Annotated in this window: 17 protein-coding genes and 5 pseudogenes; 6 read left to right on the forward strand and 16 right to left on the reverse strand. The window is 70.5% G+C overall.

From position 1 onward, the window contains the following. Positions 1–5: 5 nt before the first annotated feature. The 7 genes and pseudogenes from LRS04_RS13205 to LRS04_RS13235 form a co-directional block, all read right to left on the reverse strand. Positions 6–311 (reverse strand): zinc-binding dehydrogenase, encoded by a 306-nt coding sequence (locus tag LRS04_RS13205; protein WP_257816765.1) that lies wholly within the window; start codon positions 309–311, stop codon positions 6–8. Next, entirely contained in the window at positions 308–1,039 is a 732-nt protein-coding gene (locus LRS04_RS13210; protein ID WP_257816766.1) for an NADP-dependent oxidoreductase, read from the reverse strand. The genes LRS04_RS13205 and LRS04_RS13210 overlap by 4 nt, the downstream gene beginning before the upstream one ends. Further along, a complete protein-coding gene (locus LRS04_RS13215; RefSeq protein WP_257816767.1) occupies positions 1,039–1,482 on the reverse strand; it encodes an ester cyclase in 444 nt (147 codons plus the stop codon). The genes LRS04_RS13210 and LRS04_RS13215 overlap by 1 nt, the downstream gene beginning before the upstream one ends. A gap of 272 nt (positions 1,483–1,754) precedes the next feature. After that, complete coding sequence (locus LRS04_RS13220; RefSeq protein WP_257816768.1) at positions 1,755–3,134, reverse strand: alanine racemase; 1,380 nt, start codon at positions 3,132–3,134, stop codon at positions 1,755–1,757. Positions 3,135–3,136: 2 nt separating this feature from the next. Further along, positions 3,137–5,328: pseudogene (gene purL / locus LRS04_RS13225) on the reverse strand (phosphoribosylformylglycinamidine synthase subunit PurL). Positions 5,329–5,385: 57 nt separating this feature from the next. After that, positions 5,386–8,049, reverse strand: coding sequence for a S41 family peptidase (locus tag LRS04_RS13230; RefSeq protein WP_257816769.1), 2,664 nt, complete (start codon positions 8,047–8,049; stop codon positions 5,386–5,388). 16 nt (positions 8,050–8,065) lie between these two features. After that, on the reverse strand, positions 8,066–8,800 hold the full coding sequence (locus LRS04_RS13235) for a hypothetical protein (protein WP_257816770.1): 735 nt from the start codon (positions 8,798–8,800) through the stop codon (positions 8,066–8,068). 123 nt (positions 8,801–8,923) lie between these two features. On the opposite strand from LRS04_RS13235, the gene LRS04_RS13240 reads away from it, so the two are divergent. The 4 genes and pseudogenes from LRS04_RS13240 to LRS04_RS13260 all read left to right on the forward strand — a co-directional run bounded on the left by LRS04_RS13240 (position 8,924) and on the right by LRS04_RS13260 (position 14,096). Then, positions 8,924–10,138 carry a serine hydrolase gene (locus LRS04_RS13240; RefSeq protein ID WP_257816771.1) on the forward strand — a complete coding sequence of 405 codons (1,215 nt, stop codon included), beginning with the start codon at positions 8,924–8,926 and terminating at the stop codon, positions 10,136–10,138. Between the two features lie 150 nt (positions 10,139–10,288). Continuing rightward, entirely contained in the window at positions 10,289–12,223 is a 1,935-nt protein-coding gene (locus LRS04_RS13245; protein WP_257816772.1) for a methyl-accepting chemotaxis protein, read from the forward strand. A gap of 84 nt (positions 12,224–12,307) precedes the next feature. Then, a pseudogene (locus tag LRS04_RS13255) lies at positions 12,308–13,615 on the forward strand (DUF885 family protein); the annotation flags it as partial. Between the two features lie 91 nt (positions 13,616–13,706). Further along, the gene (locus tag LRS04_RS13260) at positions 13,707–14,096 is read left to right on the forward strand and encodes a DUF885 family protein (protein WP_257816773.1); all 390 of its coding nucleotides are present in this window, start codon (positions 13,707–13,709) and stop codon (positions 14,094–14,096) included. A 39-nt stretch (positions 14,097–14,135) separates the two neighbouring features. Here LRS04_RS13260 and LRS04_RS13265 read toward each other — a convergent pair whose 3' ends face one another. Next, a complete protein-coding gene (locus tag LRS04_RS13265) occupies positions 14,136–15,566 on the reverse strand; it encodes an MFS transporter (RefSeq protein WP_257816774.1) in 1,431 nt (476 codons plus the stop codon). 156 nt (positions 15,567–15,722) lie between these two features. On the opposite strand from LRS04_RS13265, the gene LRS04_RS13270 reads away from it, so the two are divergent. Beyond that, positions 15,723–16,211, forward strand: a complete 489-nt coding sequence (locus LRS04_RS13270; protein WP_257816775.1) for a pyridoxamine 5'-phosphate oxidase family protein — start codon at positions 15,723–15,725, stop codon at positions 16,209–16,211. On the opposite strand, the gene LRS04_RS13275 is transcribed toward LRS04_RS13270, so the two are convergent. The 6 genes and pseudogenes from LRS04_RS13275 to purC form a co-directional block, all read right to left on the reverse strand. Beyond that, positions 16,208–16,642 carry a DbpA RNA binding domain-containing protein gene (locus tag LRS04_RS13275; RefSeq protein WP_257816776.1) on the reverse strand — a complete coding sequence of 145 codons (435 nt, stop codon included), beginning with the start codon at positions 16,640–16,642 and terminating at the stop codon, positions 16,208–16,210. The two genes, LRS04_RS13270 and LRS04_RS13275, sit on opposite strands and share 4 nt — an antisense overlap. Positions 16,643–17,066: 424 nt before the next feature. Next, positions 17,067–17,933: pseudogene (locus LRS04_RS13280) on the reverse strand (DEAD/DEAH box helicase); the annotation flags it as partial. A 175-nt stretch (positions 17,934–18,108) separates the two neighbouring features. Continuing rightward, a complete protein-coding gene (locus LRS04_RS13285; RefSeq protein ID WP_308238137.1) occupies positions 18,109–19,857 on the reverse strand; it encodes a CocE/NonD family hydrolase in 1,749 nt (582 codons plus the stop codon). Positions 19,858–20,062: 205 nt separating this feature from the next. Next, complete coding sequence (gene purQ / locus LRS04_RS13290) at positions 20,063–20,725, reverse strand: phosphoribosylformylglycinamidine synthase subunit PurQ (RefSeq protein WP_257816777.1); 663 nt, start codon at positions 20,723–20,725, stop codon at positions 20,063–20,065. Positions 20,726–21,135: 410 nt separating this feature from the next. Further along, positions 21,136–21,375 (reverse strand): phosphoribosylformylglycinamidine synthase subunit PurS, encoded by a 240-nt coding sequence (gene purS / locus LRS04_RS13295; protein ID WP_257819107.1) that lies wholly within the window; start codon positions 21,373–21,375, stop codon positions 21,136–21,138. A gap of 10 nt (positions 21,376–21,385) precedes the next feature. After that, positions 21,386–22,129, reverse strand: a pseudogene (purC, locus tag LRS04_RS13300) (phosphoribosylaminoimidazolesuccinocarboxamide synthase); the annotation flags it as partial. A gap of 229 nt (positions 22,130–22,358) precedes the next feature. On the opposite strand from purC, the gene LRS04_RS13305 reads away from it, so the two are divergent. Beyond that, entirely contained in the window at positions 22,359–22,682 is a 324-nt protein-coding gene (locus tag LRS04_RS13305) for a DUF1476 domain-containing protein (protein WP_257816778.1), read from the forward strand. A 93-nt stretch (positions 22,683–22,775) separates the two neighbouring features. Here LRS04_RS13305 and LRS04_RS13310 read toward each other — a convergent pair. Both LRS04_RS13310 and LRS04_RS13315 read right to left on the reverse strand, forming a co-directional pair. Further along, a pseudogene (locus LRS04_RS13310) lies at positions 22,776–24,193 on the reverse strand (coniferyl aldehyde dehydrogenase). Between the two features lie 36 nt (positions 24,194–24,229). Continuing rightward, entirely contained in the window at positions 24,230–24,574 is a 345-nt protein-coding gene (locus tag LRS04_RS13315) for an MmcQ/YjbR family DNA-binding protein (RefSeq protein WP_257816779.1), read from the reverse strand. Positions 24,575–24,581: the final 7 nt, after the last annotated feature.

A 24,581-nucleotide genomic window follows, 5' to 3' on the forward strand; every position in this document is an offset into this window, starting at 1 on the left:
GCGTCCTAGGCGAGCGTCGGGTCGGGGGCGATGCGGACCAGGGTCTTGCCGAAGTTGCCGCCCTTCAGCATGTCGGCGAAGGCGGCGGGAATGGCGTCGAGCCCCTCGCGGATGTCCTCGCGGTAGCGGACCTTTCCGGCGGCGACCCAGGGGCCCATCTCGGCCAGGAAGGCGTCGTGGTGGGTCTCCACGAAGTCGCCGACGAAGAGGTCGTGGACGGTGACGCCGCGGCCTTGCGCGCGGGCGACCTCGGCGGCGCGGGCGTCGCCGGCGGTGTCGCCGTAGTGGGCGATCAGTCCGCAGATGGTCATCCGGGGCCCGGGTTGAACAGCGGCAGGACGGCGTCGAAGACCGCGCCGCCGACGTTCTCGAAATAGGCGTCGACGCCGTCCGGGCAGGCGGCGGCGAGATCGGCCGCGAAGGTTGGGGCCGCGTGCAGGACGGCGGCGTCGAAGCCCAGGGCCTCCTTCACGTAGAGGGCCTTGTCCGGCTGGCCGACGATGCCGACGACGCGCGCGCCCTTGAGCTTCGCAAGCTGGCCGGCGATCTGGCCCACGCCGCCGGCCGCGGCCGAGACGACGACGGTCTCGCCGGGCTTCGGGTCGAGCTGGAGGATCATGCCGGCATAGGCGGTGAGGCCCAGCATGCCGAGCACGCCGACGGCTTGCGAGATGCGGCCGGCGGCGGGGTCGAGCCTGCGGGGGACCATGTAGCCGGGCCGGGCGACGCCCTCGCCCATCAGGCCGTATTCCGCCCAGCCGTTGGTGTTGAACACGAAGTCGCCGGGGGCGAGGCCGTCGATACGGCTCTCGACCACCTGGGCGACCGTGCGCGCGTGGCAGGGCGCGCCCTCCGGCTCCACGCGGCGGCGCTTGTAGCCCCACTGGTAGGGATCCAGCGAGACGTAGATCGTCCGGGTCAGCGCCTGGCCGGGACCCGGCGCGGGGATCGGCGCCTCGCGCAGCTCGAAGGTGCCCGGCCGCGGCCAGGGCGGCACCTCGCCGGGAGCGAGCGTCCAGTAGCGGTAGGTCCCGGCCATCAGGCGATCCCCAGGGCGCGGGTGACGGCCGCCTGGTCGAAGTAGGGCCGCTCGCAGAGGATGCGGTCGCTGTCCGGCTGGAACTCGAAGGTCGCGGCCATGCGGACGCGGAAGCTGCGGCCGGTGGGCTCGACGACGCCGGTCTTCAGTTTCAGGGGGCCGAGGTGGGTGCCGGTGAGCCAGAACTCCACGAGCACGGTGTCGCCGGCATGGGCGATGGCGATGATCTCGTTGCCCTGGTCGGGGAAGGGGGTTCGCGAGGCCGCGAAGTAGCCGCGCACGGCGGCCTCGCCGTCGAACACCGCGCCCGAGCCGTACATCTCGTAGCGGGGGTGGTCGAAGGTGGCGATGACCCCGTCCCAGTCGTGGACGGTCTCCAGGTGCATGTGGTCGCGCACCACCTGGATGCGGCGTTCGGCGAGGGTCGGGGCGGCGTCGGTCATCCGACAAGCTTAGCCGATCGGAGCGGGGCGGCTACCAGATCGCGACGGTCGAACCTCGACGGCGAGCTTGCCGCTTGCGGAGCCTCCAGCATAGCTTTGATCTGAAGGGCCTTGGTGGCAGACAATGAGTCTTTGGACCAAGTACGATCTTTATCTTCGGCGCCAGGCGCAGGCCGTTTCCAAGAGCCGCCTGAACGCGAGGTTGCACTTGGTGCTCCTTCCATTCTTGGTCGCGATCGTATTGGCGCGTGCCATCGTCGGGGTCATCGGACCTATCGGCCAGATCGGTATGGCGACCTACGCCGGAGTATCGCTGCTTGCATTGATGGGGCTTCTTTATTCAGGAGCCAGGTTCCTGTGGTGGCGTAGCAACGCCCCATCCTGACAGATACAGCTCGGGGGCGGTGCGGCCTTCGTCGGGAGCCGCGAAGGTCGCTAGCCAACCGCTCCTCCCCACGGCGCTGCGCGCCTGGGAGAGGAGAAGGCGAGAACAAAAAGAGAAGCATTGCGCAAGTAGGCGCTACTGCGAGGCCCCGCGCGCATCCACCGGGATCAGAGCTTCGAGGACGTCGCCGCGGACGGCCCAGAGGTGGTCGTGGCGGTCGATGGTGGGGTCGATGTGGCCGGGGATCAGGTCGAGGCGGTCGCCGCGGTGGAGGGGGCGGGCGGGGGGCGCGCGAGACCATGCCGTGCTCGTCGCCGAAGAAGCGGAAGGCGGCGCCCTCGAGGCTCGGGTCGGCGAGGACTGGCAGGGGGCCGTCCGTGGACATGGACTTCAGGCCGGCGTCGACCGTCACCCACTTCGGATGGTTGGCGCTGATCACCGTGGTGGCGACGAACAGGGCCTGGCGGAAGGCGCCGTCGGGGTCGTCGCCGAGGGCGTCGCGGTACTCGCGGTCCATGAAGGCGTAGGAGCCGGGCTGGACCTCGGTGAGCACGCCCTGGGCGGCGTCGGCCTCGAAGGTGCCGGTGCCGCCGCCGGTGGCGATGAAGGTCGTGCCGCCGGCCTCGCGCACCGCGGCCATGACGACGGCCAGCTTCGCCATGCCGTCGGCGACATAGGCGGCGCGGGAATTGGCGCCCTCCACATGCTGCCAGTGGCCGCCGTAGGCCTGGACGCCGAGCAGGGTGAGGTTGGGGTGGCGCAGGATGGCGCGCGTGACGTCGGCGGCCTGGTCGGGGTCGTGGACGCCGGTGCGGCCGAGGCCCACGTCCACGTCGATCAGCACCTGGAGGGCGGCGCCCGTGGCGGCGAGCTCGCCGACCCCGTCCACATGGTCGACGACGATGCGGAAGTCGGGGATCTGGCCGGCGAGGCGGGCGGCGCGCCGGGCGTTGGCGGGGCCGGCGACCGGCGAGGTGACCAGGATCGCGCCGACGCCCTCCGCGGCCAGGGCCTCGGCCTCGGCGAGCTTGGCGCAGCAGACGCCGACGGCGCCGGCCTCCATCTGCTTGCGCGCGATCCAGGCGGACTTGTGGGACTTGGCGTGGGGGCGGAGCGCAAGGCCGGCGCGGCGGGCGCGCTCGGCCATCCGCGCGAGGTTCGCCTCGAAGGCGTCGAGGTCGAGGACGGCGGCCGGCGTCGGGATCAGGTGGCGCGAACCGGGCTGGCCGATCAGCGCCTGGGCGGCGGCGAGGTGCGGCCGCTCCACCCTCAGCCGCCCATGTAGGCCGGCATCCAGCCCTCGTGGGCCTGGCGCAGCTCGGCGAGGGGGAGGGTGAAGAGGCCGTCGACGGCGAGGGCTTCGCCGCCGGCCTGGCCGATGACCTGGGCGGGGACGCCGGCGGCCTTGGCGGCGGCGAGGATGGCGTCCGCGTCGGGGCCGGCGACGAGGTAGCGAGCCTGGTCCTCGCCGAACAGCTGGGCGTGGTCGCCCGCCGCGAGGGTGATCCCGACCTTGGAGGCGAGCGCCACGTCGGCGGCGGCGGCGATCAGGCCGCCGTCGGAGAGGTCGTGGACGGTGACGGCGGCGCCCGACTGGATGAGCCGGCGAACCAGGTCGCCGTTGCGCTTCTCGACGGCGAGGTCGACCGGCGGCGGGGCGCCGTCCTCGCGGCCCTGGACCTCGCGCAGGTACATGGACGCGCCCAGCCAGCCCTCGGTCTCGCCGATCAGGACGAGGCGCTCGCCGGCCTTGAGGTTGGAGAAGTCGGCGCGCTTGGAGCTGTCCTTCAGGAGGCCGACGCCGCCGACGGTGGGGGTCGGCGGAATGGCGGCGCCATTGGTCTCGTTGTAGAGGCTGACGTTGCCGGAGACGACGGGGGAAGGCGAGCTCGCGGCAGGCCTCGGCCATGCCCTCGATGGCGCGGACGATCTGGCCCATGATCTCCGGGCGCTCGGGGTTGCCGAAGTTCAGGTTGTCGGTGATGGCGATGGGCTCGGCGCCGACGGCGGTGAGGTTGCGCCAGGCCTCGGCGACCGCCTGCTTGCCGCCCTCGTAGGGGTCGGCCTGGACGTAGCGCGGGGTCACGTCGGAGGTGACGGCCAGCGCCTTCTGCGTGCCGTGCACGCGCACGATCCCGGCGTCGGCGCCGGTGGCGCTGTCCTCGAGCGTGTCGGCCATGACGTGGCGGTCGTACTGCTCCCAGATCCAGCGCTTGGAGGCCATGTCCGGGGCGCCCATGAGCTGGAGCACGGCGGCCTTCCAGTCGGTGGGGGGCGGGGACGTCGGCGGCGGTCAGTATGGGTTGGGCGGCCGGCGCGACCCAGGGGCGGTCGTAGAGCGGGGCGTCGTCGAAGAGGGGGGCCAGCGGCACGTCGGCGACGACCTCGCCCCTGTGCTTGAGCACCAGGTGGCCGGTCTCGGTGGTGACGCCGATGATCGCGGCGTCGAGGCCCCACTTCTCGAAGATCGCATGGCCGTCGCGCTCGCGGCCGGGCTTCAGGATGGCCAGCATCCGCTCCTGGCTCTCCGAGAGCATCATCTCGTAGGCGGTCATGCCCTCCTCGCGCTGGGGCACGTGGTCGAGGTCGAGCTCGATGCCGACGCCGCCCTTGCCGGCCATCTCGACCGAGGAGGAGGTGAGGCCGGCGGCGCCCATGTCCTGGATGGCGGCGACGGCGCCGGAGGCCATCAGCTCGAGGGTGGCCTCGATCAGCAGCTTCTCGGCGAACGGGTCGCCGACCTGGACGGTGGGGCGCTTCTCGTCCGAGGCGTCGTCGAACTCGGCCGAGGCCATAGTGGCGCCGTGGATGCCGTCGCGGCCGGTCTTGGAGCCGAAGTAGACGACGCTGAGGCCGGGCGCCGGGGCGGCCGAGTAGAAGATCTTGTCGGCGTCGGCGAGGCCCACGCACATGGCGTTGACCAGGATGTTGCCGTCGTAGCCGCGGTGGAAGTTGGTCTCGCCGGCCACGGTGGGCACGCCCACGCAGTTGCCGTAGCCGCCGATGCCGGCGACGACGCCGGCCACGAGGCGCTTGGTCTTCGGATGGCTCGGATCGCCGAAGCGGAGCGCGTTCAGGAGCGCCACGGGCCGCGCGCCCATGGTGAAGACGTCGCGCATGATGCCGCCGACGCCGGTCGCCGCGCCCTGGTAGGGCTCGATGTAGGAGGGGTGGTTGTGGCTCTCCATCTTGAAGATGCAGGCCTGCCCATCCCCGATGTCGATGACCCCGGCGTTCTCGCCCGGACCGCAGATCACCGCCGGGCCGGTGGTGGGGAACTTGCCCAGGTGCTTGCGGCTGGACTTGTAGGAGCAGTGCTCCGACCACATGACCGAGAAGACGCCCAGCTCCACGAGGTTCGGCTCGCGGTTCAGGCGGCGGACGATGAGGTCGTACTCGTCCCGCTTCAGGCCGAATTCGGCGGCGGTCTCGACGAGGGTTTTTTCAGGCGCGGCGCTCATGGCGCGCCTTCTAGCGGGACTCTCCCGGGCACGCGAGATGCCCGGGAGATTTAGCGCTCACTGGCCCTTCGGCTTGAGCGGATAGACCGGGTAGGGCGGGCGATTGGGTTGCGGGGCGGGGGTGGTCTTCAGGGCCTCCATCGCCAGCGCCACGGCGGCTTCGAGCTGGGGGTCGCGGCCGGCGGCGACGGCCTTGGGGTCCTGCTCGACCACATAGTCGGGGGCGACGCCGAAGTTCTCCACGTCCCACTGGCCCTGCGGGTTGAAGAAGGCGACCGACGGCGAGGTGACGGTGCCCCCGTCCATCAGGACGGGGGTGCCGCCGATGCCCACGAGGCCGCCCCAGGTGCGCTTGCCGACGAGGGGGCCCAGCTTGTTCTGCTTGAACATCCAGGGGAGCGCGTCGCCGCCGGAGCCGGAGACCTCGTTGGCAATCATCACCTTGGGGCCGAGGATGGCGTGGGCGGGCGTGCGCTCGATGGCGCCGTATCTGGGCTGCCACCAGCTCTGCAGGCGGCGGCCCAGCACCTCGATGATGTAGTCGGCCATCTGGCCGCCGCCGTTGAAGCGCTCGTCGATGACGGCGCCCTGGCGGTCCATCTGGGCGAAGTAGTAGCGGTTGAAGCTGGTGAAGCCGCCCTGGCCGGTGTCGGGCAGGTAGACGTAGGCGAGCCGGCCGCCGGAGAGCTCGTCGACGCGTCGCTGGTTGGTCTCGATCCAGTCGAGGTGGCGCAGGCGGTATTCGCTGGCCACGGGGACGACCGTGACGTCGCGGGCGCCGGCGCCGTTCGGCTGGCCGAGCTTCAGCGTGATCACCCGGCCGGCCGTGCCCTCCAGGGGGAGCTGGATGTCGACAGCGGCGGTCAGCGGCCGGCCGTCGATGGCCAGGATGCACTCGCCGGCCCGGACGTTAAGGCCCGGCTGGGCGAGCGGCGCGATCGCGTCGGGCGACCAGGCGCCGCCGGTGAGCACCTTCGAGATGCACCAGCGGCCGTCGCGGACCACATAGTCGGCGCCCAGCAGGCCGCCCGGCACGCGGCGGGCCGACGGCACGGCGCCGAAGGTGCCGCGCAGGTGGCCGACCGAGAGGCCGGTGAGGCCCTCCTGGAAGACGTAGTTGAGATCGGCGCGGGAGAGGACGCCCGCCGCGTAGGGCTCCAGCCGCTTCTCCTCGGCGTCGATGTCGAGGCCGTGGAAGCCGGGGTCGTAGAAGTAGGCGCGCTGGATGCGCCAGACCTCGCGGTACATCTGGGCCCACTCGGCCTTCGGATCGACGCGGACCTCCAGCCCGTCGAGGGCTAGCGCGCCGTCGCCGGCCTTGGGCGGGGCGTTGGCCGGGACGATCGACCAGGAGGGCTTTCGCGGCGGGCCGCCCGGCGGCGCGGTCAGGGGGCGCGGCGGGGGCAGGGTAGCGAGCAGCATCTTCTCGCCGTCGGCGGTGAGCTCGTAGCTCGAGACCCGGTCGGCGAGCTTCTCGACCTTGCGGTCCTCGAGGGTGAAGCGGTTGAGGGCGAGGTCGGGGCCGGCGCCCGGCTCGCCGTCGCCGACCTGTTCGAGGAAGTAGATGACCCCCGGCTTGCCGGCGCTGAGCTCGGAATAGGCGCGGGCGGGGATCGGCAGGGCGACGGTGCGCCGGGTGATCTCGGCCAGCGGCAGGCCGACGAGGTCGATCTCGGTGGGCTTGGCGGCGACCGGCTTCGTCGCGGCCTTGGACCGGCCCTTGGCGGCGGCCTTCACGTCGCCGGCCTGCCCGGCGGGGGTGGCGTCGGTCTCGGCGTCGGCGGCGGCCTTGGCTTCCGCCGGGCTCTTCTCGTCGTCGACCTGCGGGGCCACCGGCGAGAGCGCGCCGGCCTTCAGGGTCAGCGCGTAGATCGAGGTGGTCGGGGTGTAGAGGTTGGACGTCATGTCCAGGCCGTAGACGGTCGGCCCGGCGTTGTTGCTGGCCAGGAAGTAGAGGTGCGTGCCGCTGCGGTCGAAGGCCGGGTCGCGGGCGTCACCCATGGGATCGGTGAGCTGGGTGATGGTCCCGCGCTCGGCGGACCAGAGCATCAGCGAGGTCAGGTGGTTCTTCTGGCCGCGGGGATAGACCAGCCAGCGGCTGTCCGGCGACCAGGCCATGTTGTTGGAGACGTTGGCGAAGCCGCCGAACACGTGGGGCTCGCCGACGGTGGTCAGCCGGCCGGTCACGAGGTCGAGGACGTAGGTCCTGAGCCGGTTGTCGTAGAAGGCGAGCTTCTTCGAATCCGGCGACCACAGGGGCTCGAAGAAGTAGGCGGGCTCGGCGACGAGCGGGAACTTGCGGATCGCGCCTTCCCCGGCCTGGGGCGCCACGTGGAGCGCATAGCGGCCGCTCTCGTCGGAGAAATAGGCGATGGACTGGCCGTCCGGGCTCCAGGCCGGCTCGCGCTCCATGACGCCGGGCGTGTTGGTGACGTTGCGGACCGGGCCGTTCTTGGCGGGCGCCGTCAGGATCTCGCCGTGCGCCTCGACGACGGCGCGCAGGCCGGTGGGGGAGACGGCGACCTTCTGGACCTCGCCGGCGACGTTGAGGATGCGCGGGCGGACGTCGGGCATGTCGCCGGCGACGGTGACCGACACCGGCTGCGGCTGGCCGCCGGGCTCCAGGAGGAAGAGCTCGCCCAGGCGGTCGAAGATCAGGGTGCGGCCGTCGGTGGCCAGGCTGCGGATCTCGGAGCCGGTGTTGGCGTAGACCTGGGCCACCTGCCGGGTCGCCGGGTCATAGGCGAAGATCGAGGCCGGGCCGTTCCGGTTCGACAGGAAGTAGACCTTGCCGCCCAGGAAGACCGGCGAGAAGTCCGACGCCTCGGCCTGGGGGGATCTGCTGGGAGTCGAGGCCCGGCAGGCTGGTCAGCCAGATCGTCGAGACCCGGCCGCCACGGTAGTTGCCCCAGGAGACGTAGCGGTTCTGCTCGAAGCCGCTTCCGGGCGCCAGCGGGTTGTAGGCGATGGACCCGCCGTCCGGCGAAATCTGGCCGGCGTGGGCCATGGGGAGCGGCAGGACGGACGCCTGGCCGCCGGCCACGGGCGCCTGGAAGAGCTGGGTGTAGCGGTTGCCGGCCGCCCGGTCGGAGCGGAAGACGACCTTGGTCCCGTCGGGCGACCAGCCGGTGGCCACGTCCGGGGCGGGGTGCCAGGTGATCCGCTTCGGCACGCCGCCGGAGACGGGGACGGTGAAGACGTCGACATTGCCGTCGTAGTCGCCGGTGAAGGCCAGGGTCTGGCCGTCCGGGGAGAACATCGGGCCGCTTTCGGCGCCGACGCCGGTGGTGAGCCGGGTCGCGCGGCCGCCGGTGCGGGCCACCGTCCAGATGTCGCCGCCGTAGGTGAAGGCGATCAGGTCACGGCTGAGCGCCGGCTGCTGCAGGATCTGCGGGGCGGCCTGGGCGGCGCCGGCGGCCATGAGGGCGAACACGCTCGCGGTGGCGAGCCGGTGAAGAAGATTGAGACGCAAAGCCGCCCTCCCGATGCAAGGGCGGGACATTCGACTACGGATCAATCCTTGGCAATCTGGGGCCGCGTGCGATGGGCTGGCGGTCAGGGCGTGTATAACGGCGATATCCAAGGGGGACGTCACGTGGGCCTGGACCATGAACTCGCCGAGGCGATCGAGGACGTGGTGACGGCCGGCCAGCTTGCCGGCGCGGTGGCGCTGGTCTGGCGTGACGGGGCGTTGGCCGGCCAGGCGGCGGTGGGCTGGCGGGACCTGGAGTCGGACACGCCGATGACCCGCGACACGATCTTCCGCATCGCCTCGCTCACCAAGCCGGTGACCGCCGTGGCGGCGATGACGCTCTGGGAGGAGGGGCGGTTCGGGCTGGACGAGCCGATCGCCGAGCGCTGGGCGCCGGAGTTCGCGCAGATGCGGGTGCTCGCGAGCCCCGATGGGCCGCTGGAGGACACGACCCCGGCCGAGCGGCCGATCACCTTCCGGGACCTGCTGACCCACCGCTCGGGGATCAGCTACGGCGACTTCCATGCCGGGCCGATCGGCGGGGCGTATCGTGAGGCGCTGGGCCCGGACATCGACAGTCCCGTGCCGCCGGAGGCCTGGATCGCGGCGCTCGCCAGGCTGCCGCTCATCGACCAGCCGGGGGCGGGGTTCCACTATGGGGCGTCCCTCGACCTGCTGGGCTTCCTGCTGGCGCGGATGGACGGCCGGCCGCTCGGCGAGGTGCTGAAGGCCCGGGTGTTCGATCGCCTCGGCATGGCGGACACCGGCTTCGTCCCGGCGGATCGCGGCCGAACCGCCACCCTATACGGCTTCGACGACGACGGCCGGTTGACGCCCTACGTGGGGGCCTCGGACGGGCCGTTCTATCCCGAGCGCCCGGCGGACATGGAATACGTCTCCGGCGGCGCGGGGCTGTGGTCGACGGCGGAGGATTACCTGCGGTTCGCGCGGCTGTTCCTGGAGGGCGGCGCGCCGCTATTGAAGCCCGACACCGTCGCCCTGATGTCCGAAAACCAGCTCACGCCGGAGCAGCGGGCGCGGGGCGAACTGCTCGGCCTGCCGGCCTTCGAGGGCCATGGCTTCGGGTTCGGCCTGGCGGTGGTGATGGACCCGGCGAAGGCGCCGGCGACGCGGTGCCAGGGCGGGATCGGGACCGTCGGGTGGCCCGGGGCGTTCGGCGGCTGGTGGCAGGCCGACCCGACCGACGGCTCGGCGATGGTCTTCCTGGCGCACAACCACCTGGAACTGGCGCAGCTCTCCCGTGGCGTCGGGCTGGCGGTCTATGACGCGATCCTGCAGGTCCACGCGGTGGGCTCACGAAGAGAGCGGAAAGTATAGCCGACGAAGTACATTCCAATACTTCTAAGCTGACGCGGGTGTCACGAACTCCGCATAACGCGTTACCGGTGATCAGGTAACGGCTTATTCGGAATTGACACAGTATTGGCCTTGGTCAACGTCCCTCCGGCCAAGAATAGTTATCACGCTATGTTTCTGGACAACCTCCTGATCTCGCGGAAGCTGACCTTCGGCTTCGCCGCTGTCGTTCTCACCATGATCGGCATGGGCGGCTCGACGTTCTACACGCTGAACGCGCTCGAGACGGCCCGGTCGGAAGCGGCCCAGGCGGCCGAGGTGACGGCGCGGCTGGAGGAGGCGAAGTTCTTCCTCGCCCGCCAGGAGAACAGCTACCGCGGCTTCCTGCTGTCGGCGAACCCCTACTACCTGGAGCGGATCGCCAAGCACCGGGGGAACTTCAAGAAGCGCCTGGACGCGGTCGCCGAGCTGGTCTCCGCCCAGCCGGACGCGGTGAAGACCATCAAGGATGTGGGCGTCGCCGCCGACAACTGGCACGCCCAGGTGGTGGAGGGCGGCCAGGTGCTGGCCGCCGATCCGGCGACCCGCCAGCAGGCCATCGACATGGTCGGCCCGGACGGCGCCGCCGACAGCCTGATCGCGCCGGTCGAGGACGGCATCGAGGCGCTGTTCGAGGCCAAGACCAAGGAAGGCGAGGCGCTCGCCGCCGCCCAGGAGAAGATGACCCGGTTCGCCTACCTGTCGCTGGCCGGCTGCATCGCGCTGGGCGTGCTGATCGCCGCGGCGCTGGGTGTCCTGCTGACCCGCGCCATCGCCCGGCCGGTGACCCAGCTGACGGCGGCCATGCGCAAGCTGGCGGCCGGTGACTTCACCGCCGACGTGCCGGCCCGGGGCCGCAAGGACGAGCTCGGCCAGATGTCGGACGCGGTGCTGGTGTTCAAGGACGCCGGGATCGAGAAGCTGCGCCTGGAGGGGCTGACCGCCGAACAGCGCAAGGCCGCCGACGAGGAGCGGGCCCAGAACGAGGCCGCCAGGGCCAAGGCGGCCGAGGAACTGGCCGCCGTGGTCGCCGCGCTCGGGACCGGGCTGGAGCGCCTGTCGGCCGGCGACCTGACGCAACGGATCGACGCGGCCTTCCCGGACCAGTACGCGAAGCTGAAGGCCGACTTCAACGAGGCCATGGGCCAGCTCGAGGCCGCCATGGCCGCGGTGCTGGGCAATGTCCGCGGCATCCGCTCCGGCTCGGGCGAGATCGCCCAGGCCGCCGACCACCTGTCGCGCCGCACCGAGCAGCAGGCGGCGAACCTTGAGGAGACCGCCGCGGCGCTCGACCAGATCACCGCCACGGTCCGCAAGTCGGCCGAGGGCGCCATCGAATGCGCCCAGGTGGTGCAGGACGCCCGCAGCGACGCCCAGTCGAGCGGGACGGTGGTGGCCGAGGCGGTCGCCGCCATGAGCGAGATCGAGAAGTCGGCCGGCGAGATCGGCAGCATCATCGGGGTGATCGACGAGATCGCCTTCCAGACCAACCTGCTGGCCCTGAACGCCGGGGTGGAAGCGGCGCGGGCCGGCGAGGCCGGCAAGGGCTTCGCGGTCGTGGCCATGGAGGTCCGCGCGCTGGCCCAGCGTTCGGCGGAGGCCGCCAAGGAGATCAAGACGCTGATCTCGGCGTCGAGCGGCCACGTGGGCCGCGGCGTGGAGCTGGTCGACCGGACGGGCTCGTTCATCGACCGGATCGTCGAGCGCGTCGCGCAGATCGACGGCCTGGTGGGCGAGATCGCCGCCGGCGCCCAGGAACAGTCGAAGGGCATCGCCGAGGTGAACACCGCGGTGAACCAGATGGACCAGCTCACCCAGCAGAACGCCGCCATGGTGGAGGAGAGCACGGCCGCCAGCCATGCGCTCAGCCAGGAAGCCGACGTGCTGGACCGCTCCGTGGCGCGCTTCAAGGTGAGCGGCGGCGGGGAGAAGGCTGCCCCGGCCCGCCCGGCCGCGCCGCCGCCGCGCACCGTCACCGCCATGAAGACCGTTGGCACGGGCGAGGCCGCGGTGCGCCGGCCCGCGCCCTCCGCCGCCCCGGCCGCGGACAATTGGGAAGAGTTCTGATCCGCAGGCCCTGACCGCGCCCACCTTGACCTCCCGGGGCGGGGCGCGGTCTGTTCGCTCCCTCGAAGTTCAGGGGGCGTGACGATGATCCGGGCGGTGTTGGTTGCGGCGGCGCTGGCAGCGGCGCCGGTCTCTCAGGCGACGGCGCAGGCGCCCGCCGCCCGGGCCGAGGCGCCGGTGACGGCGGCGTTCCGGCAGGTGCTGGCCGACCACTGGGCCTGGTATCTCCGGAACAATCCCCAGCAGGCCGCCCGGCTCGGCCACAAGGAATACGCCCGCCAGCTCGGCGACCCGTCGCTGGCCGGCATGGACCGCGAGGCGGCGGAGGCGGCGGCGTTCATCAAGCGCCTGGACGCGATCCCGGTCGCCCAGCTCTCGCCCGCCGACCGGGTGAGCCACCAGATCCTCCGGCTCGATCTCGCGAACAGGGTGGAGGAAAACCGCTTCGTCCAGCGGGCGCAGCTTTTCTCCAACCGGCGCGGCTGGCACCTGTCGTTCGCCAGCGCGGCGACCGACACGCCGATGTTCAACAAGGCCGACCACGAGGACTATCTGGCCAGGCTCGCCGCCTATCCGGCCTTCAACCGCGCGGCCATCGAGACCACCCGCAGCCTGGTGAAGGCTGGCGCGACGCACCCCTGTGCGGCCATGGGCGGCTTCGAAAAGTCCATCGCCACCCACATCGTCGACGACCCCACGACGTCGGACTTCTACGCCCCGTTCCGCAAGGCTCGGCCAGCGACGATCGGCGAGGCGGACTGGGCGGCGATGTCGGCCCGGGCCAGGGCGCTGATCGTCAGCGACATCGTCCCGGCCTACCGCGACTTCCAGCGGTTCTACGCAACCGAGTACGCGCCGCGCTGCCGCAAGGATCATGGCGACGCGGGCATGCCGCAGGGGCGTGAGTGGTACGCCTACAAGGTCCGGCTGATGACCACGACGACCCGGACGCCGGAGGAGATCCACCAGCTCGGCCTGTCGGAGGTGGCGCGCATCCGGGCCGAGATGGAAGAGGTGGTGAAGCGCTCGGGCTTCGCCGGCGACCGCCGGGCCTATGCGGAGCACCTGCGCACCGACCCGCGCTACTATCCCAAGAGCGCCGACGAACTGATGCGCGAGGCGTCGTTCCTCGCCAAGAAGATCGACGGCGAGATGCCGAAGCTGTTCGGCCGCCTGCCGCGCCTGCCCTACACGGTCAGGGAGGTGCCGGCGTCGATCGCCGCGGGGACCACGACGGCCTACTACAACCGCGGCAGCGAGGCCGCGGCCATGCCGGGGATCTATTACGTCAACACCACCAAGCTCGATCAGCGGCCGCTGTTCGAGATGCCGGCGCTGACCGTCCACGAGGCGGTGCCGGGCCACCACCAGCAGCGCAGCATCCAGCAGGAGCTGGACCTGCCGGCGTTCCGCCAGCACGGGACCTCGTTCACGGCCTTCTCGGAGGGCTGGGGGGCTCTATTCCGAGCGGCTGGGCATCGACATGGGGCTCTACGACACGCCGGCCAAAGACTTCGGGCGCCTGTCCTACGAGATGTGGCGGGCCTGCCGTCTGGTGGTCGACACCGGCCTGCATTCCAAGGGCTGGACCCGCGAGCAGGCCATCGACTTCATGGTGGAGAACACCGCGCTGTCGCGGGCCAACATCGAGGCCGAGGTGCACCGTTACATGGTCGATAGCGGCCAGGCGCTGGCCTACAAGACCGGCGAGCTAAAGTTCCGCGAGCTCAGGACGAAGGCGGAGACGACGCTGGGTCCGAAGTTCGACCTGCGCCGCTTCCACGACACCGTGCTGGAGAACGGCGCCGCGCCGCTGGACGTGGTCGACGCACACGTGAACGCCTGGATCGCCGAGCAGGCCAGCCGACCCTAGGTCCGCTCACCCTGGCGTTCGCCGGGATGAGCGGATTTCCTATTTCGCCACCATGTCGCGCTTCAGCCAGCGGCAGGTGAGGAAGAAGAACAGGCCGCCCACTGCGTAGAGGGCGGACGTGATCAGCAGGGAGCGCTGCAGGCTCTGCGGGTGGGCGATGGCGCAGACGTCCTGCTGGGCCTGGGCGAGGGCGGCGCGGGCGGCGCCCTCGCAGGCCTTGCGGGTCAGGTCGGCGGCGCCGAGGTCGGTCACCTGCAGGTTGAAGATGAAGTCGCTGAGCGCGCCGATGAACAGCGGGCCCAGGCCGTAGCCCAGCAGGTTGACCACGAAGAGCAGGATGGCGGTGGCGACGGCGCGGACCTGGGCCGACACCACGCCCTGGCCGATCGTGTACTGGGCGGCGAGGTAGCCGTACTTGATGGCCCCGCCGACGACCAGGCCGAACAGGCAGAGCATCAGGTTCTGGGTGGTGAAGGCCAGGAAGTAGAAGGGCACGGACGCGGTGAGCCCGATACCGGCCAGCCAGGCGATGGCGTTCGGGTGGCGCTTGGAGAGCTTCTCGGCCAGCCAGCCGGTGAACAGCGTGCCCACCGCCGAGGCCAGGGCCACGGGGACGTTGATCATCACCGCGGCCTCGCCGGCGGTGAGGTTGAAGCTGCGGTTCAGGAACAGGGACGAGAAGGACGAGATGCCGTAGCCGCAGAAGGCAGCGATGGTGGCGGCGACCGTCATGGTCCAGAACGAGGGCTTGGACGCCAGCTCCTTCAGGCCGTCGGAGAACTTCGGGCGGTCGCGGCGGATGGTGCCCGGCGGGTCGGTGTAGCCGCGGGGCGGCTCCTTCACCGTGAGCTTCAGGATGACGGCGACGGCGATGCCCGGCAGGCCGAGCACGAAGAAGGCGGTCCGCCAGCCGAAGGCGTCGGTGATCGGGCCGCCGATCAGGTTCGCCAGGAGGCCGCCCAGCGTCACGCCCATGGCGTAGTAGCCGAGCGCCGTGGAGCGGGCCTTGGGCGGATAGTAGTCGGCGATCAGGGAGTTGGCGGGCGGCGTGCAGCCCGCCTCGCCGATGCCGACGCCGACCCGGCAGGCCAGCAGGATCCAGAAGGCCCCGATGGTCACCGAGCCGATGGTCACCTCGGCGGCGAAGCCGCAGAGCGCGGTCATCAGCGACCAGAGCGCCACGCAGACGCTCATGATCCAGACCCGGTGCCGGGTCTCCGCGAACTGGGCGAGCGGGATGCCGACGACGGTGTAGAGCAGGGCGAAGCCGAAGCCGGTGAGCAGGCCGAAGGCGGTGTCGGAGATGCCGAGCTCGGGCTTCATCTGCGGCGCCACGACGGAGAGCAGGCCGCGGTCGATGAAGTTCAGGATGTAGATGACCAAGAGCGCGGTGAGCACGTAGCTGCGGTACGGCTTGGAGCCGAAACCGGTGATGTGGCCGTCGGCGGTGTTCGCCGTGGTCGTGCTCATGCCTGGGATCCCCTTCTGACGCCTCGCGGTGTTCCGCTGAGGGCGGCGACCGTACCGACGCTTCGAGGCGTTCGCAACGCGTCACGGCGCGGCTCGGGGACCCGACAGGGGGGCTTCGGTGTTTCCCTTCCCCAACAAGGAACGGAGACCCTCCCCATGGCCGACACCCGCGAGCTGACCGAGAAGTTCTGGAAGGCGGTCAAGTCCGACCGCACCGTCATGCTGGGCCTGCACGGCGTCGAGGACGACATGGGCCAGCCCATGACCGTCCTGCTGGACGACGAGCGCCCGGAGGGGCCGCTCTACATCTTCACCGCCAAGGACACCGACCTCGTCCAGGCGCTGGGCGGCCGCGGCGCGGCGCACATCCAGTTCGCCTCGAAGGGCCACGACCTGTTCGCGGCCGTGGAGGGCGAGCTGATCGAGGACAACGACCGGGCGATGATCGATCGCCTGTGGAACCCGTTCGTGGCCGCCTGGTACGAGGGCGGCAAGGACGATCCGAAGCTGCAGCTCCTGCGCTTCGAGCCGGACCACGCGCAGATCTGGCTGAACGAGAACAGCCTGTTCGCCGGCCTCAAGGTCCTGCTCGGCCGCGACCCGAAGAAGGACTACGCCGACAAGACCGCTGAAGTCCGCCTCTAGCGCGGCTTGCGGGGCAGCTTGGCCCCCGGCGGCTTGCCGCCGGGAGGCTTGCCGCCGGGAGGCTTGCCGCCCGGCTTGCCCGCATAGGGCTTGCGCGGGCGGTCGTCCTGGCTGCGCGGCGGGGCGTCGTTGCCGCGGCGCGGCGGCGGACCGCGACGGGGACCGCCGGTCCGCGGCCCGCGCTCGTTCGGGCCGGGATCGCCGGCCGGCTCGATCTGCAGGTCCCGGTCGTCGGTGGCCTGCGACACCGCCTGGCGGAAGCGCGCCTCGGCGGCGCGGGTGATCTCGAACTTGGTCTCGCGGTCGAAGATGCGGATCTGGCCGATGTCGGCCTTGGTCACGTGGCCGAGCCGGCAGATCAGCGGGATGAGCCACTTGGGATCGGCGTTGTTCTTGCGGCCCAGGCTGATGCGGAACCAGGAGGCGTCCATCACCTCGTAGGTCGAGGGCGCCGCGGGCCGGCCGCTCGGCCCGGTCGCGGGGCGAGGGCGCGTGCGGCACGTCCTCGAGGATCTCCTCCGGCTCGGGCAGACGGGCGCGGTAGAGGCGGATCAGGGCGGCGGCCACGGCGTCGGCGCCGCGCTCTTCAAGCAGCCGGCGGCCCAGCGCCAGGTCGGCTTCGTTCGGGGCCTCGATGAGAAGCTGGTCCTTCAGCAGCCGCTCCTGGTCGCGGGCGCGGACCTCGTCGGGGGTGGGCGGACCGGACCACTCGGCCTCGACGCCGGCCGAGTCGAGAAGCTGCTCGGCCTTGCGGCGGCGGTTGTGCGGCACCAGCAGGACGGAGACGCCCTTCTTGCCGGCCCGGCCGGTGCGGCCCGACCGGTGGAGCAGGGCCGCCTTGTTGATCGGCAGCTCGGCGTGGATCACCAGGCCCAGGTCGGGCAGGTCGAGGCCGCGGGCGGCCACGTCGGTGGCGACGCAGGCCCGGGCGTGGCCGTCGCGCAGCGACTGGAGCGCGTCGGCGCGCTCCTTCTGCGACAGCTCGCCGGAGAGCTGGACGGCGGCGAAGCCGCGCTCGCGCAGCGCGCTGTGCAGATGGCGGACGGATTCCCGTGTCGAACAGAAGATCAGCGCGCCCGGCACCTCGAACCAGCGCAGCAGGTTGACGACGGCGTTCTCCATCTCGGTCGGCGCGCAGCGGACGGCGCGGTACTCGATGTCGCCGTGGGCCTCGTCGCGGCGGATGGTGTCGATGCGGTGGGCGTCGCGCTGGTAGCGGCGGGCGAGCGCCACGATGTCCTTCGGCAGGGTGGCCGAGAACAGCAGGGTGCGGCGGCCGACCGGCGTGGAGTCGAGGATCTCTTCCAGGTCCTCGCGGAAGCCCATGTCGAGCATCTCGTCGGCCTCGTCGAGGACGGCGACGCGGAGGTCCTTGAGGATCAGGTTGCCGCGCTCGAGGTGGTCGCGCAGGCGGCCGGGGGTGCCGACGACGATGTGGCTGCCGGCGGCCAGGGCCCGCTGTTCGCGGCGCGCGTCCATGCCGCCGACGCAGGTGACGATCTTCGCGCCGGCCGGGGCGTAGAGCCATTCGAGCTCGCGGGCGACCTGCAGGGCGAGCTCACGGGTGGGGGCGATGACCAGGCCGTACGGCTCCTCGGCCGGGCCGAAGACGGCGGCGTCGCCGAGCAGCTGGTGGGCGGCGGCGAGGCCGAACGCGACGGTCTTGCCCGAGCCGGTCTGGGCCGAGACCAGCAGGTCGCGGTCGACCGGCGCCTCCAGCACGGCGGCCTGGACGGGGGTCGGCTCGGCGTAGCCCTGGGCTTCTAGCGCGCGCAAGGGCAGGGTGGGTCGCGGGGAACGGCATCGGGCGGTCCTTGAAGGTCGCCTCGAAGAACGTGGCGTTAGTGGAACGAGGCGGGCTCCTAGCAGAAACCCGCCCCTTCCGCGAGCTTAACGGCTATTTGGCCGCGACCACCGGCAGTTCGATGGCGCTGGCCTGGCCGGTCGTGTGGAACACGCGCTGGGTCGCCTTCCGGTAATCCTCGGGCTTCGCGAAGAAGATGTTGGGGACGAACGCCTGCGGATTGCGGTCGTAGAGCGGGAACAGGCTCGACTGCACCTGGACCATGATCCGGTGGCCCGGCAGGAAGACGTGGTTCGTGGTCGGGAGCTCGAAGCGGTACTTCTGGACCTTGCCGGCCGGGATGGCGGTGGGCTTCTCCAGGCTGTCCCGATAGCGGCCGCGGAAGATCTCGATGGCGATGGGGAGCTGGTAGCCGCTCATGTCGAGGTCCGAGGCCACGAAGTCCGGCTGGACGTCGATCAGCTTCACGACCCAGTCGCTATCCGTGCCGCTGGTGGAGGCGAAGAGGTTGACGATCGGCTCGCCGGAGATCTGCAGCGGCGCGGTCAGGGGTTCGGAGACGTAGGTCAGGACGTCGGGCCGCGAGGCGGCGTGGCGCTGGTCGGACGAGAGCCAGTAGCGCCACTGGTCGGCGACGTCCGTGCGCACCGGCTGGGGCACGTAGGGCACGGGCTTGGCCGGGTCGGAGACATATTCGTCGAAGGCGGCGCCGCCCTTCGGCGCCTCGAAGCCGAGCTTCAGGCCGGGCTGGAGGTAGAGCGGGCGCATGGCGGACGGACAGCCGTTTTCGCAGGCCAGCGGCCATGTCTGGTGCTGGGTCCACTGCATGGTCCCGGTCTGGAAGATGGTGACCGGCGGGATGTCGGCCCTGGGCGCGCCGGCCTTCAGGTGCTGATCGAGGAACGGCTTCATCACCTTGCGGCGGAACTCGGTGGCGGTGTCGCCGGGCAGCTTCAGGGCGCCCATCTGGCGCTGCTCGTAGTTGACGCCGGAGTGGCGCCAGGCGCCGAGCGCCAGGAAGTTCATGTCGTTGTTCGTGTCCTTCGCCTCGGTGGCCCGGTAGGCGTGGATCGCGCCGTAGATGTCCTCCTGGTCGTAGAGCGAGCCGACCCAGAGGGTGGGGACCTTCAGCGGCCGCTTCGCCAGGATCTTGTCGAGCGCCTGCTCCTGCCAGAAGGCGTCATAGGCCGGATGCTCGGTCATCTTGCGGAAGGCCGGGATCTGGTCGACGCCGACCTGCCTGGCGAAGGCGCCCGCGGAGCCGGCGCGCAGGAAGTTCTCGTAGTCGTCGAGCGCCTCCTTGGGGATGCCCTCGCCCATGCCGCGCACGGTCATCTGGTTCACGAACCAGCCCAGCATGGTCTGGCGGAAGGCGCCGTTCTGGAACCAGTCGTCGCCCATCCAGCCGTCGATCATCGGGCTCTGCGGCACGGCGGCCTTCAGCGCCGGGTGCGGGTCGGTGAGCGCCATGGCCGTGGTGAACCCCGGATAGGACGAGCCGATCATGCCCACCCGGCCGTTGGCCTCCTTCGTGTTCTTCGTGAGCCATTCGATGGTGTCGTAGGCGTCGGTGGCGTGGTCGATGGGCGTGTCGTTGAGCGGCCCGCGCACCGGGCGGGTGAGGACGTAGTCGCCCTCGGACCCGTACTTGCCGCGGACGTCCTGGTAGACGCGGATATAGCCGTCGGCGAGGAAGTCCTCGTCCATCTGGCTGCCGGTGGCGCCGGCGTAGGGCGAGAGGTTGCGGGCCGCCGAGCGCTTGGCGTTGTAGGGCGTGCGCGTCAGCAGGATCGGCGCGTCCTTCGCGCCCTTGGGCACGATCATCACCGTGTAGAGCTTCACCCCCGTCGCGCATGGGGATCATCACCTCGCGCTTCTCGTAGTCGAAGCGGTCGGTGGGCGCCTTGAACGACGCTGGGATGTCCGGCGTCATCGGGGGAGTCTGGGCGCGGGCGGGGGCGGCGAGGGCGACGACGGCCGTGGCGGCGGCGAGCAGGATGCGCTTCATGCGGACGACCCTAGCGGGGCCGCCCGGGGAAGCTCAAGCTCAGGCGCTGGCGAGGGCGCTCTGGAAGAGGATGGCGCCGTCGGCCGAGCCGAGCTCGGCCTCGAAGGCGCGGTCGGGGTGGGGCATGAGGCCCAGCACATTGCCGGCCGGACTGACGATGCCGGCGATGTCCCGCGACGAGCCGTTCGGATTGGCGAGGTAGCGGAAGACCACCTGGCCCTCGCCCTCGAGGCGGTCGAGGGTTTCGGCGTCGGCGAAGAAATTCCCCTCGCCGTTGCCGACCGTCATGGTCACCTCGCGACGGCCCTGGTAGCCGGCGGTGAAGCGGGTCTGGGCGTTGGTGACCTCGAGCTCGACCGGCTTACAGACGTACTTCAGCCCCTCGTTGCGCAGCAGGGCGCCGGGCAGGAGGCCGACCTCGCAGAGGATCTGGAAGCCGTTGCAGATGCCGACGGTGGCGACGCCGCGTTCCGCAGCCGCCTTCACCTCGGCCATGATCGGCGAGAGGCCGGCCATGGCGCCGCAGCGCAGGTAGTCTCCGTAGGAGAAGCCGCCCGGCAGGACGATCAGGTCGAGGCCCTTCGGCAGCTCGGTGTCGCCGTGCCAGACCATGGCCACATCCGCGCCGGTCGACCGCTCGATGGCGACCTTGCAGTCACGGTCGCAGTTGGACCCCGGGAAGACGATGACGGCGGCTTTCATGGCGGGCTCACGTGGCGGGGGTTGGGCGGAAGGTCAAGGGCGTCATTGCCGCTTCCAGCTCTTCAGGCTGTCGAGATAGGCGTGGAGCTGGTCGTAGCCGGCCTTGTCGCCGTAGGGGCAGCCGGTGGTGACCACGTCGGCGCCCTTCACCTGCTGCATCATGATCGCGGGATGGCCGGGAGCGCCCTCACGGGTGACCAGGTAGGAGGCCTTGCCGTCGGGGGTGGAGTAGTAGTGGTAGGGCTCGGCCGGGTCGCCGGGCGCCTTGGTGAGCGCCTGGGCGGTCACGGCGGCGACCTGGGCCTCGAAGGGCTTGCCGCAGTCGAGCGGCAGCGGCGGCGCGGCGGGCGCGTCGGCTTCAGAGCACGCAATGAGGGTGAGGATCGGGAGGAGCGCGAAGGCGTGCGCCTTCACGCCACCTCCACGCGGTAGCTTTCGATGACCGTGTTGGCGAGGAGCTTCTCGCACATGGCCTTGACCTCGGCCTCGGCGGCGGCGGGGTCGGAGCCCTTCAGGTCGAACTCGATGGTCTTGCCGACGCGGACGTGCTCGACCGAGGGCCAGCCCAGGCCGTGCAGGGCCTGCTCGACGGCCTTGCCCTGGACGTCGAGGACGCCGGGCTTGAGGAAGACGTGAACCTTCGCGCGCACTAGTGGAGGCCCCCTGAATCACGGTGGGCATCTCCTTCATGATCCCGAGCCGACGCGCAACCTCGGTGTAGCTCTCGATGACGTTGCCGAGGTCGCGGCGGAAGCGGTCCTTGTCGAGCTTCTCGTTCGTCTGGCTGTCCCACAGCCGGCACGAATCCGGGCTGATCTCGTCGGCCAGGATGATCCGGGCGTAGTCGTTCTCCCAGATGCGGCCGAACTCGATCTTGAAGTCGACGAGGGTGATGCCGACCGCGCCGAACATGCCGGTCAGGAAGTCGTTCACCCTGAGGGTGAGCGCCATCATGTCGTCGATCTCCTGGGTGGACGCCCAGTTGAAGGCGGTGATGTGCTCCTCGGCGACCATCGGGTCGTGGAGCTTGTCGTCCTTGAGGTAGAATTCGATGATCGAGCGGGGCAGGGCCTGGCCCTCGGGCAGGCCGAAGCGCTTGGAGAGCGAGCCGGCGGCCACATTGCGGCAGACCACCTCCAGCGGAATGATCTCCACCTCGCGGATGAGCTGCTCGCGCAGGTTCAGACGCTTGATGAAGTGGTTCTGAACTCCGATCGAGTTCAGCCGCGTCATGATGTACTCGCTGATGCGGTTGTTGATCACCCCCTTGCCCTCGAGCACGGCCTTCTTGGTCGCGTCGAATGCAGTGGTGTCGTCCTTGAAGTACTGGATCAGCGTGCCTGGCTCGGGCCCTTCGTAGAGGATCTTGGCCTTGCCTTCGTAGATCTTCTTACGGCGGGTCATCTCTCAGCCTTCTCCGCGCGAGGACTTGCCGGTCGGTGAAACGAAAAACGCGCGCGGCTGATCCCTGCGCGCGCGGATCCGACTCGGCCTCTCGCTCAATTCAAGGCGGGCGGAAATTAGCGGATGCCAGGGCGTCGCGCAAACGTGGGGACGCGAGCCCCGCTTTCGATTGCGGCCCGGGGCCTGCCGGGATATGTGGTCGCCCGCTTTCCGCGCTTTCGGGGACCACATGACGACCTTTGACGAACGTGAACGGGGTTTCGAGAAGAAGTTCGCGCTCGATCAGGAGCAGGAGTTCAAGGCCACCGCGCGCCGCAACCGCATGCTCGGCGAATGGGCCGCGGGCCTGATGGGCCTGCAGGGGCCGCAGATCGCGGAGTACGCCAAGGCGGTGGTGAAGTCCGACTTCGAGCAGCCGGGCGACGAGGACGTGTTCCGCAAGGTCTTCGAGGACCTGAAGGGCGCCGGCGGCTCCACGACCGAAGGCGAAGTGCGCATGAAGATGGCCGAACTGCTGGCCCAGGCGCGCGAGAGCGTCCGCAACGAGGGCTGAGGCTCTCCGGTCAGGCCCTCTCCCTACCCTCTCCCTCTCCGCTTCGCGGGGGGAGAGGAGTGGAACTGAGCGGCCGAGCCAAATCGGCGCGCCTTAAGCCTTGATCGCGCCCTCCAGGTACTTTCGGATGCCGGGACCGTAGGGCGGGCGGAGCGCCTGGAGCGGGCCGATGTCCTTCTTGATCTGGCTGAACACCGCCTTCCGGTGGCTGAATTCCTTGAAGCCGTCGTGGCCGTGGTAGCTGCCCATGCCTGAAGGGCCGACGCCGCCGAACGGCAGCTCTTCCTGGGCCACATGCATGATCACGTCGTTGACGGTGACGCCGCCCGGCGTGGTCGAGCCCAGCACCTTCTCCTGCTCGGCGGCGTCGGCGCCGAAGTAGTAGAGGCCGAGCGGCCGGTCGCGGCCGTTCACATAGGCGATGGCCTCGTCGACGCTCGTGTAGCCCTTCACCGGCAGGACAGGCCCGAAGATCTCTTCCTGCATCACCTTCATGTCGTCGGTGGGGTCGAGGATCAGGGTGGGCGCGATCTTGCGGTGCTCCTGCTGGGTCAGGTCCTCGCCCTCCGGCTTCAGCTCGACGATCCGGGCGCCCTTGGCGCGGGCGTCGTCCACATAGCCCTTGATGCGGCGTAGTGCCGCTGGGCCACGATGGAGGTGTAGTCGGGGTTGTCCTTGATGGTCGGGAACATCTTCGAGACCGAGGCGCGGGCCGCGTCGACGAAGCCGTCGACCTTGTCCTTCGGGGCCAGGACGTAGTCCGGGGCGAGGCAGATCTGGCCCGCGTTGAGCGTCTTGCCGTTCATGATCCGCGCGGCCGCCACCGGGAGGTCGGCGCTTTCGCCCAGGATCACCGGGCTCTTGCCGCCCAGTTCGAGCGTCAGCGGCACCAGGTTGTCGGCCGCGGCGCGCATGACGTGGCGGGCGATGGACGTCGCGCCGGTGAAGATCATGTGGTCGAAGGGCAGGTGGGCGAAGGCCTCGCCGACGTCGGGGCCGCCGACCACGACGGCGATCTCCTCCTCCGAGAAGGCCTTGCCGAACATCGCCTTCATCAGGTCGGAGGTGGCGGGGGTGTATTCCGAGGGCTTGATCATCGCCCGGTTGCCCGCCGCCAGGATGCCCGCCAGCGGGGCGAAGGTCAGGTTCACCGGGAAGTTCCAGGGGCTGATCACGCCGACCACGCCCTTCGGCTGGAAGCGGACCTCGGCCTTGGCGCCGAAGAGGCCGAGGATGGCGGGCGTCGGCTTCCGCTTCTCCGGCTTCATCCACTTCCTGAGGTTCGCCTTGGCGTGCTTCAGCGGCCCGATGGAGCCGGCCACGTCGGTGAAGGCGGTGGCCTCCTTCGAGCGCGAGCCGAAGTCGGCGTTCAGGGCGTCCTCGATGGCGCGGCGGTTGTCGACCAGGAGCTGGATGCAGCGGTCGATGCGGTCGATGCGCGTCTGGGCGCTCGGTTCGCCGTCGCGCAGATGGGCCGCCTTCTGGGCGGCCAGGATCGCTTGCATGTCCATTGTGGCGTCCTCCCTCGGCGAGGAGAGGACGGGCCCTTACGTTGCGACCGTCAAGCGCTCGAAATAGGGGCGGCTGACCTTCTTGGGCACGATCTGCGCCCAGGCCTCGCGCAGGAGCTGGGCGAGCTCCTCCGCGTCGAGGCCGTCGTAGGCCACGTAAGCCCACTTCACCGTCGCCACCGGGCAGGGCTGGAAGGTCTCCGGCCGGATCTCGAACAGCAGCTCCTGATGGCCGCGCTCCAGCTTGAGGATCGCGCGCTCGCCGGAGGTCAGGGCGAAGGTCTTCCGGCCGACGTTGAACCAGGCCTCGCCGCGATAGGAGACCTCCTCGGCGCCCGGGAGCGCGAGGGCCGCCGTCCGCAGGTCGTCGAGCGTGGCCATGGCCGGA

Origin of the sequence: Phenylobacterium sp. J367, assembly GCF_024699985.1 — a bacterium.
In the GTDB taxonomy this organism is placed as follows: domain Bacteria; phylum Pseudomonadota; class Alphaproteobacteria; order Caulobacterales; family Caulobacteraceae; genus Phenylobacterium.